Source organism: Pseudomonas sp. MWU13-2862 (assembly GCF_023242495.1).
Taxonomy (GTDB): Bacteria; Pseudomonadota; Gammaproteobacteria; order Pseudomonadales; family Pseudomonadaceae; genus Aquipseudomonas; species Aquipseudomonas gingeri_D.
Genome location: NZ_JALMEZ010000001.1, coordinates 663,358 through 680,305, shown reverse-complemented (window position 1 = coordinate 680,305; position 16,948 = coordinate 663,358). Strand labels below are relative to the sequence as shown.

Below are 16,948 nucleotides of genomic sequence, written 5' to 3'. Positions count from 1 at the left end.
GATTCATGCGCATTTCCACCGCCCAGTATTACGAAACCACGGCTGCCAACTACCAGCGCGGTTACAACGACACGCTCAAGACCAGTGCCGAGGCCAGCAGCATGGTCAAGGTCAATACCGCCGCCGATGACCCGGTAGGGGCCGCGCGGCTGTTGCAACTGGGCCAGCAAAGCGCTGCGCTGACCCAGTACTCCAGCAATATCAGCTCGCTCAAAGGTTCTTACAGCCAGTCGGAAACGGCCTTGACCGCGATTCAGAGCGCCATGCAATCGGCTCGCGAAATCGGGCTGTCGGCCATCAGCGGCACCAACACCGATGCCGATCGCAAGGCCTATGCCCAACAGTTGGGACAGATCCAGCAAACGGTCCTCGGGCTGATGAACAGCCAGGATGCCAACGGCAACTACCTGTTCGGCGGTTCGAAGACCAGCGCTCCGCCCTATACCGCCAACTCCGACGGCACCTACAGCTACAACGGTGATCAGTCGCAGTTGAACCTGGCCATTGGCGACAATAGTTCGGTGGCCAGCAATGTGACGGGCTGGGACGCGTTCCAGCAGTCCATCAACACTGCCCGCACCCAGGTCACCATGACCTCGCCGGCCGTGGACGACGGTCGCGTCACCCTGTCCAACGGCCAGGTCAGCAATAGCGCGACCTACAACGCTCAGTTTGCCGGCGGTCAGCCGTATACCGTCAGTTTCCTCAGCAGTACCCAGATCAAGATCACCGATGCCAGCGGCGCTGACGTCACTTCCGAAGCCAGCCAGAACGGCGTGATCAGCAACAGCAACGGCGCGAACCAGACGGTTACCTTCCGAGGCGTGGACCTGGGGCTGAACCTCAACCTGAAGTCCGGTGATGTGCCGGATACCGTGATTGCCGGGCATAGCTTCACCCTGGCGGCGCAGCCGGATACCTTCAATACCTCGCGCAGCGCCGGCAACCCTTCGACCGCGGTGGTGACCGGGGCGACGACGACCAACCAGGCGGCCTACGACAGCACCTTCCCTGCCAGTGGGGCGATCCTCAAGTTCACCAGCGCCACGGCCTATGACCTGTATGCATCGCCGATCACGGCCAGCAGCCGGCCGGTGTCCTCGGGGACCATGGCCGGTTCCACGGCGACGGCCGCGGGGGTCAGCCTGACCTTGGGCGGTACGCCGGCGGCCGGTGATCAGTTTGTCGTCCAGCCGAACAATCACCAGACCCAGAATATCCTCGATACCTTGAACCAGATGATAGGTACGTTGAACACCCCGGCCGATGGCAATCCGGTTGCCCAGCAGAAGCTGCTGGCAAGCATGAACGCCGGGGTCAGCAACGTCACCAGCGCCATGGACCAGGCGGGCAGTGCGGTCACCGCCATCGGTACCCGCGGCCAGGTCCTGGATGCCCAGGACGCCACCAACCAGAGCCTGGTGCTGGCCAACACCACCAGCCAGGGGGCGATTCGCGACGCCGACCCGGCGGCGGTCATGACCCAGCTGACCCTGCAGCAGACCATGTTGCAGGCGGCGCAGTTGGCCTTCAGCAAAATCAGTCAATTGGGCCTGTTCAACAAGATCTGATTCGACCCGGGCGCGGGAGCCATCGTGGCTCTCGCGCCTCCATCAACCGCCTTTTTCAGCGGTTCCAGTGGCTCGTCCGATCGGGTGAGTCGCGCCGCTTGCGAGCCCCGTCGTGAACCCAGTCCCACTCGTCAGTCTCGTCATTCCCGCCGTCAATCCACGCTTTTTTGGCAAAGCCCTGCACAGTGCCTTGGGCCAGAGCTACGGCAATCTCGAAATCATCGTGTGCGATGACAGCCAGGATGACGAAATTGGCCGCCTGGTCGAGACCATGAGTGAAGAGGCAGGCCGGCCGGTACGTTATGTCCGTAACGCGCTCAAGCTCGGGCATGTGGCTAATTTGCTCGCGGGTCTTGAGTTGGCCCAGGGCGAATTCATCAAGTTTCTCTATGATGACGACCAACTGTTTGGCGCCTGTATCGAGCGCCAGGCGCAGGTCTTGGTCGAGCAGGCCGACGTCAACCTGGTGCTGGCGCAACGCATGTTCTGGGACGCCGACGATCTGCAACTGCCGATTCGTCTTGAGAACGCTACGTTGGCGCCCACTTGTTCGGTCTTCAAGGGCGAAGACCTGCTGGCGATTTTCGAGACCTTTCCGGTCAATATCCTGGGTGGTTTCAGCAATGCGCTGTTGCGTCGCGCGGATGTGCTGGAGTGGTTGCCCGCCTTGACCCAGCCGGGGCATTGTTTTGTCGCTTCGCTGGAGTTCGCGCTGTATATCTGCCTGTTGCGTCGCGGCAATATGGTGATGCTGAACCACGTCCTGAGTGTCGAGCGTCGTTACCCGGAGCGGCCCAACCGGCAGCAGGCGATGCTTGATGCGGTGCTCTCCGAGCGTGAGTGGCTGCTGCAAATGCTCAAGGCGCGCAGCGGCGAGTCGGCCCCGGCCCATGGCTGGGTCCGTTTGTTGCCGTTGACCCGTGCCAATGAGTCGCCACGGGTCTGGGGTGAACTGGCGTTGCTGCGGACCCTGGGCACCAAGCAGACCACCGAGATCTGGCGCGTCGGGGTTACCAGCGACAGTTTTTCCGAAATGTATGCCCAGTGGCTGGCGTGTCGGACCCTGACGGAGCCCGAGCGCAAACTGCTGCCCGATGCACTGCTCGAGTGGGCGTGGCAGCCGAAGATCGTGGCGGTGGTGATTGATCGGGAGGGCGGTCTCTCCGGCCTGGACAGCACCCTGCAGAGTCTGTCCGGGCAGCTCTATCCCGCGGAGTTGACACTGGTACTGTCTGACGCCTGTAGCGAAGCCGTGCTGTTGGACCGGGTGTTTACCTTGCCTTTGCAAGAGGACTGGCAGCAGCAACTCAATGAGCTGTTGGCCCAGATTGACGGTGGTGACTGGTTTTATCTGTTGCGTGCCGGGGATCGCCTGGTGGAGCCCGCGCTGCTGGTGCTGGCTGATCGCATCGTACAGGCCGGCGAGGAATGCTGTTTCTATAGTGACGAGAGCTGTTTGCGCGACGGCGAGCCGGCGGAGCCGGTTTTCAAGTCCGACTTCAACCTGGACCTGATGCGCAGCTATCCGTATGTGGGGCGTGTCCTGGCCTTCAAGCGCGAGCCTTTCCTGGCGCTCGGTGGCTTCGACTCGCGACATGGCGAACTGGCGCCTCACGACCTGCTCTGGCGGCTGGTCGAGCAAGTCGGTACCCAGGTCGTCGGGCATATCGCCGAGGTACTGGTGGAGTCCGTGTTGTCGCTTTCCCAGTGGATGTCGCTGCCCGAGTTGCTCGAACTGAACGCACCGCTGCTCGAGGCGCATCTGTGGCGTCTTGGCGTGGACCATGAGTTGCGTGACAGAGGGCAGGCGCTGTTCAACCGTGTGGATTATCTGCACGCGGATCGACCGCTGGTCTCGATCATTATCGTCTGCAAGGATCAGTTGGCGGCGGTACAGCGTTGTGTCGAAACCTTATTGGAAAAAACCCTTTACCGCCAATACGAGCTGCTGCTGGTGGACAATGGCAGTGAAAGTCCCGAGGCGCTGGCCTGGCTGAACGCCATGGCCAGTATGGGCAGCGATCGTTTGCGCGTATTGACCTTTGCCCGCCAGAGCCAGGCTGCCGTTATCAACGCCGTTGCCGGGCAAGCCCGGGGCGACTATCTGTTGCTGTTCAACCCCTACCTGATGGTGACTGACGGCCTCTGGCTCGACGAGATGCTCAACCATGCGCAGCGCCCGGAAGTCGGCGTAGTGGGCCCCAAACTGTTCAATGCCGACGGACGCGTGGTACATGCCGGCCTGGTGCTGGGATTGCATGGGCCCGCGGGTCTGCCTTTTCATGGCGAGTCCCTGCAGTCCGCGGGCTATATGCACCGTTTGCAGATCGCCCACGATCTGAGTGCGGTCGGTGCCGATTGCCTGATGGTGCGCAAGACCGTGTTCGACAGCGTGCAGGGGCTGGATGAAGCGCAGTTTGTGCAGACGCTCGGTGAAGTCGATTTGTGTCTGAAGATTGGCCGCAGCGGTTATCTGGTGGTCTGGACCCCGCATGCGCAACTGGCCCTGGGGGCCCGCCCGAGCGTGGTTCTCGAGGCGGACCAGCAAGCCCTGCGCGAGGCTGAGCAGGAGGCGTTCTATCTGCGTTGGCTGCCCGTGATCGCTCGGGATCCGGCCTACAATCCCAACCTGAGCCTGCGCACCCTGGGCGGCAGCAGTTTTGGCCTCGAACCGGGTCTGCTTTCCGGCTGGAGCCCGTTTTCAGTCCGCAACCTGCCGAAGGTCCTGGCGCTTCCGGTCAACGCCTCGGCCATCGGCCATTACCGGGTGACGCAGCCACTGATCGAATTGCAGGCCGCGGGGCGGGCGGTGGGGCGGGTCATGTATGAAATGCCGTCGATTATCGAAGTGGAGCGTCAGTCTCCTGACGTTATCGTGCTGCAGGGGCGTTATACCGAAGGGCCGATCAATGAGTGCGTGCCGCTGAAGACTTACTCGAATGCCCGGCGCGTCTACGAGCTGGATGACTATGTGATCCAGCCGACCAAGAAAAACGCCCATGTGCGCAACATGCCGACCCGTGACGAGATGGAGGCGCTGGTTCGTCGCGGCATCGGCCTGTGTGATCGGGTCGTGGTGTCGACCGAGCCGCTGGCCGATGCCCTGTCGTCCATGCACAGCGATATCCGGGTCGTTCCCAATATGCTCGCGACCCACCTGTGGACGGGCTTGAAGGGACAGCGCCGGACCTCGAAAAAGCCCCGTGTCGGTTGGGGCGGCGGTACCAGTCACTCCGGCGATCTGGCGGTGATCGCCGAGGTTGTGCGCGAGCTGGCGACGGAGGTCGACTGGGTCTTTTTCGGCATGTGCCCGGACGATTTGCGCCCTTACATGCATGAGTTCCATGGGGTGATCGGGCTGGAGGTGTACCCGGCGAAGCTGGCCAGCCTGAACCTGGACCTGGCCCTGGCGCCGTTGGAGTTCCATATCTTCAACGACTGCAAGAGCAACCTGCGGCTGTTGGAGTACGGCGCCTGCGGCTATCCGGTGATCTGCACCGATACCAAGGCCTATACCGGCTACCTGCCGTGCACCAAGGTCAAGAGCAACTCCACCGATGAGTGGCTGCAGGCGATTCGCATGCACCTGTCCGATCCCGATGCCAGCTACCGCATGGGGGATGAACTGCGTGAGATCGTCCTGCGCGACTACATGTTGCGTGGCGACAACCTGCGTTACTGGGAGAACGGCTGGCTGGCCGATTGATCCCGCTGTGGAGCTGGCGCGTTTCCTGCAAGTCCCCCTGCATATCGCCATAAATCGTGCATTTGGCGGCGCGGCCCACGGGCCGCGTGCCGCTGGCGCGATTTGACCCGGCAGTCTGGGAAGTCCCACAGCGCCTGAGCAGGCCCTGTGTCGAACAAGAGGGGACGTTGATGAAGGCAGTTATTCTGGCGGGTGGCCTGGGCACGCGGATCAGCGAGGAATCGCACCTCAAGCCCAAGCCGATGATCGAGATCGGCGGCAAGCCAATTCTCTGGCACATCATGAAGCAGTACTCGGCCCACGGTATCCACGACTTCGTGATCTGCCTTGGGTACAAGGGCTACGCCATCAAGGACTTCTTCGCCAACTACTTCCTGCACACCTCCGACGTCACCTTCGACATGAGCAACAATCGCATGGACGTTCACCAGAACTACAGCGAGCCATGGCGCGTGACCCTGATCGACACCGGCGAAGACACCATGACCGGCGGCCGCCTGCGTCGTGCCGGGCGTTACCTGGAGAACGAAGAGGCCTTCTGCTTCACCTACGGCGACGGCGTCTCGGACCTGAACATCGGCGCGCTGGTGGACTTCCACCTTTCCAGCGGCAAGTTGGCGACGGTCACTGCCGTACAGCCGCCAGGCCGCTATGGCGCGCTGGAGCGCGACGGTGACATGGTCCGTGGCTTTATCGAAAAGCCCCGTGGCGATGGCGGTTGGATCAATGGCGGTTTCTTCGTCCTGTCGCCCAAGGTGCTGTCGCTGCTCAGTGACGACAGTACCGTCTGGGAAGCCGAACCCTTGGCGGAACTGGCCACCCTGGGGCAACTGAACGCCTTCCAGCACGACGGCTTCTGGCATCCGATGGACACCCTGCGGGACAAGAATCACCTGGAGCAACTGTGGCAGAGCGGGGAGGCCCCATGGAAGCAGTGGGACTGAGCCGGGCATTCTGGAGTGGTAAGCGGGTCCTGCTGACCGGCCATACCGGGTTCAAGGGCAGTTGGTTGGCACTGTGGCTCGAGAGCCTGGGTGCCCAGGTCAGCGGCTTCGCCCTCGATCCCAGTACCGACCCCAGCCTGTTCGAACTGGCCCGGGTTGGCGAGAGTCTCAACGACCAGCGCGGCGACCTGCGCGACCTCGGCGCCTTGCTTGAACTGATCGCCGAGACCGAACCGGAAATTGTCCTGCACCTGGCGGCCCAGCCGCTGGTGCGCGAAGCCTATCGCGATCCGCTCGGCACCTATTCGAGCAATGTCATGGGTACCCTCAACCTGTTGGAAGCGATTCGCCAGGTCGGTGGGGTACGGGCCTGTGTGCTGGTCACCACCGACAAGGTCTACGCCAACCAGGAGTGGGCCTGGCCCTATCGCGAGAACGAAGCCCTCGGCGGCCATGATCCCTACAGCAGCAGCAAGGCCTGTTGCGAACTGTTGGCGCAGTCCTATGTGGCCTCCTTTTTCCCGGCCGAACGCTACGAGGCCCATGGCCTGGCGGTGGCGACCGCGCGGGCCGGCAACGTCCTGGGCGGCGGCGACTTCTCCCCGGAACGGCTGATTCCCGACGTGCTCCGGGCCTGGTCGGCGGACGAGCCGGTGACCCTGCGCTATCCACAGGCGGTACGGCCCTGGCAGCATGCGCTGGAGCCGCTGGCCGGTTACCTGCAACTGGCCGCCGCGCTGTATGAGCGTGGGCCGGAAGCGGCCGGGGCGTGGAACTTCGGGCCTGGCGAGGACGACATGTGCAGTGTCGGCGACGTCGTCGCTCGACTCGCCGGGCGCTGGCCCCAGGCGCCGGGCCTGCGGGTCGAGCCCAGCGAGCTGCACGAGGCCGGTCTGTTGCGCCTGGACAGCAGTCGCGCCCGGCAGTTGCTCGGCTGGCAACCGCGCTGGCCCTTGCAGCAATGCCTGGAACACACCCTCGATTGGCACCTGGCCTGGAAAAACGCCGAGGACATGCGCAGCGTGACCCTGGCGCAATTGAATCTGTACCGGGGTGAGCTTTGAGTGAATTCCTGATTCATGCCTTGCCCCTCAAGGGGCTGTTCAGCGTACAGCACAAGCATCACGCCGATCAGCGCGGGCATTTTTCCCGGTTGTTCTGCGAAGGCAGCCTGAGTGCGTTCGGCGAGCCGTTTCATATCCGCCAGATCAACCACTCCTGCACCCGCGAGCGTGGCAGCGTACGCGGCCTGCATTATCAGAATGCCCAGGCCCCGGAGGCCAAACTGATCACCTGCCTGCGTGGCGAAGTCTGGGATGTGGCGGTGGACCTGCGTGCGGATTCGCCGACCTTCCTGCATTGGCACGCCGAGTACCTGCGTGCCGGCGACGGTCGCGGCCTGTTGATTCCCGCCGGCTTCGCCCACGGTTTCCAGACCCTCAGCGACGATGCTGAACTGCTTTACCTGCACAGCGCCGACTACACGCCCGCGTCCGAGGGCGGTCTGTCAGTGCTCGACCCGCGCCTGGCAATCGCCTGGCCCGAGGCTGTCAAAAATCTGTCGGCCAGGGACAGCAGTCACCCCCTGATCGATGCGTCTTTCCCTGGAGTGCGTTTATGAACTGCCGAGGTTGCGGTACCCCGCTGGTCTTGCCGTTGATCGATCTGGGGACTTCGCCACCGTCCAATGCCTACCTGCGGGCTGACCAGTTGGAGCAGGCCGAGCCGTGGCTGCCGTTGAAAGTCGCGGTGTGCCAGGGCTGCTGGCTGGTGCAGACCGAGGACTACACCCGTGCCGATACGCTGTTCGACGCCGACTACGCCTATTTCAGTTCGTTTTCCAGTACCTGGCTGGAGCATGCCGAGCGTTATGTGACCGAGATGGTCGAGCGCTTCGAACTGACCGCGGATAGCCGCGTGGTGGAGGTGGCCGCCAACGATGGCTACCTGCTGCAGTATGTCGCCGGGCGCGGTATCCGCTGCCTGGGTGTCGAGCCGACCCGCAGCACCGCCCAGGCGGCGCGGGACAAAGGCCTGGAGATCCGCGAGCTGTTCTTCGGGCGCGATACCGCGTTGCAGTTGCGCGAGGAGGGCTGGGCGGCTGACCTGATGGCGGCCAACAACGTGCTGGCCCATGTGCCGGACATCAATGATTTTCTCCAGGGCTTCGCGACGCTGCTCAAGCCCACGGGAGTGGCCACCTTCGAGTTCCCGCACCTGCTGGCCCTGATTGCCGGGAAGCAGTTCGATACCTTGTATCACGAGCACTATTCCTACCTGTCGCTGACCGCGGTGCAGGCCTTGTGCGTGCGCAATGGCCTGGAAATCTTCGACGTCGGCGGCTTGCCGACCCATGGCGGTTCACTGCGGGTCTTCGTGCAGCGCGCCGACGGTGCGCGTCGCCCGGTGCAGACGGTGGTCCGCCAGGTGCTGGACGCCGAGCTGGCCGCGGGGGTAAAAACCCCGGCGTTCTACGCCACCCTGGCGCCGGCCGCCGAGCGCATCAAGCACGAGCTGTTGCGTTTCCTGTTGCAGGCCAAGGCCGAAGGCAAGCGTGTGGTCGGTTATGGCGCGGCGGCCAAGGGCAACACCTTGCTCAACTATGCCGGGGTCCGTCCGGACCTGCTGGCCTGGGTCGCCGATGCCAACCCGCACAAGCAGGGCAAGTTTCTCCCTGGCAGTCGTATTCCCGTGGTCTCGCCTGAGCGTATCGAGGCGGAAAAGCCCGACTACGTGCTGGTGTTGCCGTGGAACCTGTTGCAGGAAGTGAGTCAGCAGCAGGCCGTGGTGCGTGAATGGGGCGGGCGTTTTGTCGTCGCCGTACCCGAGTTGACGATCCTGTGAGCGGCCTGAAAGTGCTGGTGACCGGTGCGACCGGCTTTGTCGGTCGCCATCTGGTCTCGGCCTTGCTGGCGCGCGGGCATTCGGTGCGGGCCGTGGCTCGCGATCCCGAGGCCGCGCGCAAGTTGCCGTGGATCGACGATGTGGAGTTTATCGCCGCCGACGTGCATGCCGTGGACCTTGATGTTGCCATGCTGACCCAGGGCGTCGATGCCCTGGCCCATTTGGCCTGGCCGGGGTTGCCGAACTACCAGGCGCTGTTTCACTTCGAACACAATCTGTTCGCCGATTACCGTTTTATCAAGCAGGCGGTCGAAGCGGGTGTGCCCCAGGTCCTGGTGACCGGCACCTGCTTCGAATATGGCTTGCAGAGTGGGCCGTTGAGCGAAGCGACGCCGGCGCAGCCGAGCAATCCCTACGGTCTGGCGAAGAACACCCTGCGCCTGTTCCTGGAGACGTTGCGTCAGCAGATGCCGTTCAACCTGCAGTGGGCGCGCCTGTTCTATTTGCACGGCGAGGGGCAGAACCCCAATAGCCTGCTGGCCAGCCTGGACCGTGCCATCGCGGCCGGTGACAGTCACTTCAACATGTCGGCCGGCGAGCAACTGCGTGATTACCTGGCCATTGAAGTGGCCGCCGATTACCTGGCCCGGTTGCTGGAACAGCGGGATTTTTCCGGCGTGGTCAATTGCGCCAGCGGCCGCCCGATTGCGGTCCGGACCCTGGTCGAGCAGCGTCTGCGCGAGCGCGGATCGTCCATCGCGCTGAACCTGGGTCACTACGGTTATGCCAGTCACGAGCCCATGGCGTTCTGGGCCGTGGCCGAGCGACTGCAACAGCTACTGGGAGTCGAACATGGCGCATGAGTTGTATCGGGCAGGTGATCTGCCGGTCCTGCAAAACCGCACCTTTGCCGACGCGGCCTCGGCCAGGGCTTCGGCCCGCGCCGATATCGTGCTGGTACAGGACGAAGTCAGCGGCTTGATCTTCAACCAGGCCTTCGATGCCGACAAGTTGAGCTACGACAGCGACTATCAGAACGAGCAGGCCCATTCCGGCCAGTTCCAGCGGCACTTGAGCGACGTGGAAGGCATCATTGCCCGGCACTTCAAGGGCCGGAGCCTGATCGAGGTCGGTTGCGGCAAGGGTTATTTCCTCGAGCTGCTGCGCGGCCTCGGCTACGCCATCACCGGTATCGACCCGGCCTACGAAGGCAGCAACCCCGAAGTGATCAAGGCACCGTTCACCCGTGGCCTCGGCCTGGCCGCCGATGCCCTGGTGTTGCGCCACGTGCTGGAGCATATCGCCGACCCGGTGGCGTTCCTGGCGGCGATGGCCGAGGCCAACCAGGGCGGGCAGATCTATATCGAGGTGCCGTGCTTTGACTGGATCGTCGAGCACCGGGCCTGGTTCGACCTGTTCTACGAACACGTCAACTACTTCCGTCTCGATGACCTGCGCCGCTTGTTCGGCACCGTGCACGAGGCCGGCCATCTGTTCGGCGGGCAGTACCTGTATATCGTCGCCGACCTCGGCAGCCTGCGCCTGACGCCGACCGAGCCGGTTCCGCGCCAACAGCTGCCGAATGACTTCACCGCCAGCCTGGCCAAGGCGATCCGCATCATCCGCGAGGCGCCCGAGCAAGGCTCGTGTATCTGGGGCGCGTCCTCCAAGGGGGTGATCTATTCGCTGTTCCTGCAGCGGGCGGGAGTGGCGGTGGACCAGGTGGTGGATATCAACCCGGCCAAGCAGGGGCGTTATCTGCCCCTCAGCGGTGTGCGCGTGTCGTCGCCGGAGGAAGCCCTGGATGCCTTGCCCATTGGCGCCAACCTGTTTGTGATGAACTCCAATTACCTCGAAGAAATCAAGCGCATGACGGGCGGACGTTACGTCTACCACGCCGTCGACAGCGCCTCCTTTCAATGAACTTTTGCCGAGACTGAATGATGACCAAGACCGTTATGCAAGCCTTCGAAGCCGAATGCCAAGCCGAAATCGCCGCCCAGGGCCAGGACGAAAAACTCCAGGGCCTGGCCCGCGACTTCTTCAACGAGTCGGCCAAGCACAAGTACAGCTACCACTTCTCCTGGATGGGCCGGCCGATCATTCAACTGCCCCAGGACATGATGGCGATGCAGGAGATCATCTGGCAGGTCAAGCCGGACCTGGTGATCGAGTGTGGTATCGCCCATGGTGGTTCGATCATCTACTACGCCTCGCTGCTTGAGCTGCAAGGCCACGGCGAAGTGCTGGGCATCGACCTTGATATCCGCCGGCACAACCGCGAGGCCATCGAGAGCCATCCGATGAGCAAGCGCATCCGCATGATCGAGGGTTCGAGCATCGAGCAGTCGACCGCCGAGCAGGTCCGTGCGGCTGCCGCGGGCAAGAAGGTCATCCTGGTCCTGGATTCCAACCATACCCACGATCACGTACTGGAAGAGCTGCGCCTTTACGCGCCGCTGGTTTCCGTCGGCAGCTACTGCGTGGTGATGGATACGGTGGTCGAGGACATGCCGCCGGAGTTTTTCCCTGATCGTCCATGGGGCCCGGGTGACAACCCGAAGACCGCGGTCTGGGCGTACCTGCAAGAGAACAGCGATTTCGAGATCGATAAGCAGCTGGAGAACAAGCTGCTGGTCACCGTCGCGCCTGACGGCTACCTGCGCCGGGTTCGCTAAATAGCCACATCATCCTGAGTTCATTGGTCGATTCGCAGTTTTGGGGAAAGGTTATGCAAGGCAAGTACGTTTCTGAACAGGCATCGCGTCAGGGGAATGTGCAGCTCCTGGGTGATTTGTTGACGGTGGTGCTGGTTACCCACAACCGGCCGGCGTTCCTGCGTCGGGCGGTGAAGTTCTATAGCGCGTTGCCTTGCAAACTGCTGGTGCTGGACTCTTCCCCCGTGGCCTACGCCGAAGTCGCGCAGGGGCATGACTCGATCGAGTACCTGCACGTGCCGCAGTACGACTACTGGAAATTGCAGAACAAGTTCGCCCATGGCGTGATGAGCGTGACCACGCCGTACATGGTGTTTGCCGCCGACGACGACTTTATCGTTCACGGGGCGTTGGCCGAGGCGGTTGCGTTCCTGGAGAACAATGCCGACTACGGCATGTGCCATGGTTACTGCATGATGTACCTGTCGTTGGCGGGCAGCGTCAGCTACTACCGTCGCGACAAGAAGGTCTGTGAGGACTACGCCTCCGAGCGGGCCCAGGATCGCGTGGTGGACTATATGTACCAATACCTGCCGCCGTTCTACGCCGTCCATCGTACCGCCCTGATGCGCGACTGGCATTCGGCCTTGCCTGAAGGCACCAGTTTCCAGTGGCAGGAAATCGGCCATGTCTACTACATGCTCGCCCGGGCCAAGGCGCGGATCCTGCCGATTCCCTATGTGGTCCGTGAGGTCAACTATGGCGATTCGGAACACAGCACCGAGGTCTACCACTCGCTGACCTACACCGATGCCAAGTCGGTGGCCGAACGCGAGGCCTTTGCCGAGTTCCTGGCCTCCCTGCCTACCGCGATCGAAGGGCTTGATCCGGCACAGGGCAAAGCCTTCGCCCTGGAAAGTTTCGAAGCCATGACCGACAGCTTGCGCACCGGGCGGGCACTGACCATGGAAGGGCTGTTCGAGTCCACCTGGATCAGCATCAAGGACGCACCCGTGCGGCGCTTCGGGCCCAAGCAGTACGTGGAAATGCCTTACTACAACCAGGCATTTTTCGATCAGTTGACCCAGTTCGAATTCCTGCTCCATGCGATGCCGGCCGGTCGTGTGCAACTGATGGGACTGGAGGGTGTATGGACCCGTCAGGACGCCCTGATGCGCGCGCACAACAACGACACCCCGGAAAGCGTGGCGGACCGCCTGTGGCAGGCCCAGGAGTGCAACCTGTTCAACCGGCGGGTGGTCAAGCGCCTGGCCCGGCAACTGGAGATTCTCGGCGAAGAGGACGAGGCACGGGATATGTTCGCCTGGGCCGAGCGCCTGGACGCCGTTTCCACTGAAGACAATCGCTCGACCTTCGAGGCGATGCTCTCGGGACGCCTGCTCGATTGGCTGCAGGTTCGCGAGCCGTCTGCCGGCGAACTTGAGGCGATCGGCGATTACCAGGTCGAGCAGGGCAGCGGTCCGGTCTTCGGCCTGCTGGTACTGGACCTGAACAACGACATCGGTAAGTTGCAGGTCACCCTCGACAGCCTGCTGGAAGGGCACAGCAAGGCCTTCCGCATCGTCGTCTTCACCACGGGCGAGCCGCAGGCGGCGACTACCCTGCAGAACACCTTGCACTTTATCCGGGTGACACCGGGCAACCTGGTCGACAAGTTGAACCAGACCACTCGCCAGTTGCCCTGCGACTGGCTGTTGCTGGCCGAGGCGGGTGACGAGTTCACTGCCAGCGGTTTGTTGCGCGCCGGTCTCGAACTGCGCGTGGCCGAGGGCTGCCGTGCGGTGGCCACCGATGAAATCCAGCGCGACGCCAATGGCGCGCTGATCGATGTGTTCCGTCCGAGCTTCAACCTCGACCTGCTACAAAGCGTACCGGCGCTGATGGCCAGGCACTGGTTGATTCGCCGTGAAGTCTTGCTGGAGGTTGGCGGCTACAAGGCCGACTTCAGCAAAGCCCTGGAATTCGATCTGTTGCTGCGTCTGATCGAGCAGGGCGGCATGGCCGGACTGGCCCATCTGGACGAGCCATTGCTGATTTCCAGCGTACCGGCACTTGAAGAGAACGCCCATGAGCGCCTCGCGTTGCTGCGCCACCTGGGCACGCGGGGCTACAAGGCCCAGGTCACTTCGCAGAATCCGGGCAGCTACTTTGTCGATTATCGGCATACCGAACGCCCGCTGGTGTCGATCATTCTCCATGGCCAGGCCGACTTCGCCGAACTGGAGCGCTGCCTGAGCGCAGTGCTGCAAAAAACCCGCTACCTGAAATACGAAGTGCTGGTGGCGGATCACCCGAGCTACAGCGAAGCCCTCACGACCTGGCTCCGAGAACAGCCTCAGGCCGGTAAAGTGAGTGTGTTGCAAGCCGACTGGTCGAGCACCTCGGCATTCTGCAACGCGGCGGCAGATCAGGCCCTGGGTGAGTACCTGGTGCTGCTCGCGCAAGACAGCGAAGTGGTCAACCCCAACTGGATCGAGTCGCTGCTCAACCAGGCCTTGCGCCCGGAAGTCGGCGTGGTCGGCGCCAAGCTCTACAGCCGTGATACCAAGGTCTCCCAGGCCGGGCTGATTCTCGGCTTGAACGGTGGTGTCGGTTCGCCTTTTGTCGGTGAAAAGACGGATGCCAGGGGCTATATGCAGCGGCTGGCGGTGGAGCAGAACTATTCGGCGGTCTCGGCGACGTGCCTGATGGTGCGCAAGGCGTTCTTCGAGGCGGTCGGTGGCCTGGACGAAGGCGACTTCGCCGAGGCCTTCGCCGATGTCGATCTGTGTCTCAAGATCGGCCAGGTCGGCGGCCTGGTGTCGTGGACGCCGCAAGTGCAAGTGTTCCACCCGGGTCTTCTGCCCGAGGCGCCAGAGGCTCTGGCGGCCCTGCTCGAGAAGTGGGCGGTGAACTTCCAGCGCGACCCGGCCTACAACCCGCACCTGTCCCTGACAGGAAAAGGTTTCAGTCTGGGCAGTGCCAGTCCAGTGGGATGGGCGCAGTTGCTCGTTTAAGCCTGGCAGACAGTTAAAGGGACTCACGGTATGTTCAACGGCAAATCGATTTTCATCTCCGGCGGCACCGGCTCGTTCGGCCGCAACTTCATCCGTCGTCTGCTGGAGCAGTACCAGCCGCGGCGGGTGGTGGTGTTCTCGCGCGACGAGCTCAAGCAGTACGAGATGCAGCAGACGTTCAACGCGCCGTGCATGCGCTATTTTCTCGGTGATGTCCGGGATGCCGAGCGCTTGCGCCTGGCCATGCGCGGGATCGATTTTGTCGTGCATGCCGCGGCCCTGAAACAGGTGCCGGCGGCCGAGTACAACCCCACCGAGTGCATTCGCACCAACGTCAACGGGGCGGAAAACATCATTGCCGCGGCCATCGATAATGGCGTGCAGAAGGTTGTCGCCCTGTCCACCGACAAGGCGGCCAGCCCGATCAACCTCTATGGGGCCACCAAGCTGCTGTCGGACAAGTTGTTCGTCGCCGCCAACAATATCGCCGGCGAGCAGGCGACCCGCTTTGCCGTGGTGCGCTACGGCAACGTGGCCGGCTCTCGGGGTTCGGTGGTGCCGTTTTTCAACAAGCTGATTGCCGAGGGGGCCCGGGAACTGCCGATCACCGACGAGCGCATGACCCGCTTCTGGATCACCCTCGACCATGGTGTGCAGTTCGTGCTCGACAGCTTCGCGCGCATGCACGGTGGTGAAGTGTTCGTACCGAAGATCCCGTCGATCCGCATCGTCGACCTGGCGTCCGGCATGGCCGCGCATCTGCCGCACAAACACGTGGGCATTCGGCCGGGCGAGAAGCTGCATGAGTTGATGGTGCCGCTGGACGACGCGCGCATGACCCTGGAATTCGCCGACCACTACACCATCCAGCCGTCGATTCGTTTCACCAGCGTCGATGTCGATTTCGCGGTTGACGGTCTGGGGGAGCGCGGCAAGGCGGTGGATGAGGACTTCGAATACCGCTCCGATACCAACCCTGACTTCCTGGACGTGATGCAGATTGCCGATCTGCACGCCGGGCTGCCGGTATGACGCCTTATCAGATTCCTTATGGTTGCCAGAGCATCGAACAGGCCGATATCGATGCGGTGGTCGAGGTGCTCAAGTCGCCCTGGTTGACCCAGGGACCGACCATCCCGCGCTTCGAGGCGGCGTTGGCCGAACATTGCCAGGCCGATTTTGCCGTGGCGGTGTGCAATGCCACGGCGGCCTTGCATATCGCCTGCCTGGCGGCGGACCTGGGGCCGGGGGATCGCTTGTGGACCAGCCCGAATACCTTTGTCGCCTCGGCCAACTGCGCTCGCTACTGCGGCGCCGAGGTGGACTTCGTCGACATCGACCCCCTGACCTTGAATCTCGATGCCGGCCTGCTGGCGCGCAAACTTGAGGTTGCCGAGGCCGGCGGGCGGTTGCCCAAGGTGGTGGTGGCCGTGGCCTTTGCCGGCCAGAGTTGCGATATGCGCGCCATCGCCGCATTGTCCGAGCGCTATGGCTTCACGCTGATCGAGGATGCGTCCCATGCGGTCGGCGCATCCTACCTCGGGCGACCGGTGGGTTGCGGTGCCTTTGCCGCGATGACCATCTTCAGTTTCCATCCGGTGAAGATCATCACCTCGGCCGAAGGCGGCATGGTCCTGACCAATAGCCCCGAACTGGCCGAGCGCCTGCGTCGTCTGCGCAGCCATGGGATCACCGGTGATCCGGCGCAGATGAACGTTCCCGCGCAAGGGCTGTGGTACTACCAGCAACTGGAGCTGGGCTTCAATTACCGGATGACTGACCTGCACGCCGCGCTGGGGCTGTCGCAAACGGCCCGGCTCGACAGCTTTGTCGCCCGTCGTCGTGAACTGGCCGGCCGCTATGACCTTTTGCTGGCCGACCTGCCGCTGCAACTGCCGGTGGCCCAGGCGGGTGCCGAGTCCGCCTGGCACCTGTACGTGGTGCGCTTGCAGCTTGAACAGATGAGGGTCAGCCAGCGCGAAGTCTTCGACGCCTTGCGCGCAGCCGGCATCGGCGTGAACCTGCATTACATTCCCGTGCACCTGCAACCCTACTACCGCGAGCAGGGCTTCAAGGACGGTGACTTCCCCGAAGCCGAGCGTTACTTCGGCGAAGCCCTCAGCCTGCCGTTGTTCCCGCTGCTCACCGAGGAGCAGCAGGACTATGTGGTCGAACAATTACGAAATCTTGTCGGTTAAACGACGCTCAA

The 16,948-nt window shown here is 62.9% G+C and carries 12 protein-coding genes; all 12 read left to right on the top strand.

Annotated features, from left to right (window positions below; all coding sequences use genetic code 11):
* Nucleotides 1-5: 5 nt before the first annotated feature.
* Nucleotides 6-1,571 carry a flagellar hook-associated protein 3 gene (locus M5C56_RS03155; protein ID WP_103495986.1) on the top strand — a complete coding sequence of 522 codons (1,566 nt, stop codon included), beginning with the start codon at nt 6-8 and terminating at the stop codon, nt 1,569-1,571.
* A gap of 112 nt (nt 1,572-1,683) precedes the next feature.
* Nucleotides 1,684-5,277, top strand: coding sequence for a glycosyltransferase (locus M5C56_RS03150; protein WP_103495985.1), 3,594 nt, complete (start codon nt 1,684-1,686; stop codon nt 5,275-5,277).
* Between the two features lie 170 nt (nt 5,278-5,447).
* Entirely contained in the window at nt 5,448-6,221 is a 774-nt protein-coding gene (rfbF, locus tag M5C56_RS03145; RefSeq protein WP_103495984.1) for a glucose-1-phosphate cytidylyltransferase, read from the top strand.
* Nucleotides 6,203-7,285 (top strand): CDP-glucose 4,6-dehydratase, encoded by a 1,083-nt coding sequence (rfbG, locus tag M5C56_RS03140; protein WP_103495983.1) that lies wholly within the window; start codon nt 6,203-6,205, stop codon nt 7,283-7,285. Before rfbF ends, rfbG begins: the two co-directional genes overlap by 19 nt.
* Nucleotides 7,282-7,842: a dTDP-4-dehydrorhamnose 3,5-epimerase gene (gene rfbC / locus M5C56_RS03135; RefSeq protein WP_103495982.1), complete on the top strand. Its 561-nt coding sequence runs from the start codon at nt 7,282-7,284 to the stop codon at nt 7,840-7,842. The genes rfbG and rfbC overlap by 4 nt, the downstream gene beginning before the upstream one ends.
* Nucleotides 7,839-9,065, top strand: coding sequence for a class I SAM-dependent methyltransferase (locus tag M5C56_RS03130; protein WP_103495981.1), 1,227 nt, complete (start codon nt 7,839-7,841; stop codon nt 9,063-9,065). The genes rfbC and M5C56_RS03130 overlap by 4 nt, the downstream gene beginning before the upstream one ends.
* 5 nt (nt 9,066-9,070) lie before the next feature.
* On the top strand, nt 9,071-9,928 hold the full coding sequence (locus M5C56_RS03125) for an NAD(P)-dependent oxidoreductase (RefSeq protein WP_103495997.1): 858 nt from the start codon (nt 9,071-9,073) through the stop codon (nt 9,926-9,928).
* Nucleotides 9,918-10,988 (top strand): class I SAM-dependent methyltransferase, encoded by a 1,071-nt coding sequence (locus M5C56_RS03120; protein ID WP_103495980.1) that lies wholly within the window; start codon nt 9,918-9,920, stop codon nt 10,986-10,988. Before M5C56_RS03125 ends, M5C56_RS03120 begins: the two co-directional genes overlap by 11 nt.
* 17 nt (nt 10,989-11,005) lie before the next feature.
* Nucleotides 11,006-11,743, top strand: a complete 738-nt coding sequence (locus tag M5C56_RS03115; RefSeq protein WP_103495979.1) for a cephalosporin hydroxylase family protein — start codon at nt 11,006-11,008, stop codon at nt 11,741-11,743.
* A gap of 53 nt (nt 11,744-11,796) precedes the next feature.
* On the top strand, nt 11,797-14,739 hold the full coding sequence (locus M5C56_RS03110) for a TIGR00180 family glycosyltransferase (protein WP_103495978.1): 2,943 nt from the start codon (nt 11,797-11,799) through the stop codon (nt 14,737-14,739).
* 30 nt (nt 14,740-14,769) lie between these two features.
* On the top strand, nt 14,770-15,771 hold the full coding sequence (pseB, locus tag M5C56_RS03105; RefSeq protein ID WP_103495977.1) for a UDP-N-acetylglucosamine 4,6-dehydratase (inverting): 1,002 nt from the start codon (nt 14,770-14,772) through the stop codon (nt 15,769-15,771).
* Nucleotides 15,768-16,937 (top strand): UDP-4-amino-4,6-dideoxy-N-acetyl-beta-L-altrosamine transaminase, encoded by a 1,170-nt coding sequence (gene pseC, locus M5C56_RS03100; RefSeq protein ID WP_103495976.1) that lies wholly within the window; start codon nt 15,768-15,770, stop codon nt 16,935-16,937. The genes pseB and pseC overlap by 4 nt, the downstream gene beginning before the upstream one ends.
* The last annotated feature ends 11 nt before the right edge of the window (nt 16,938-16,948 follow it).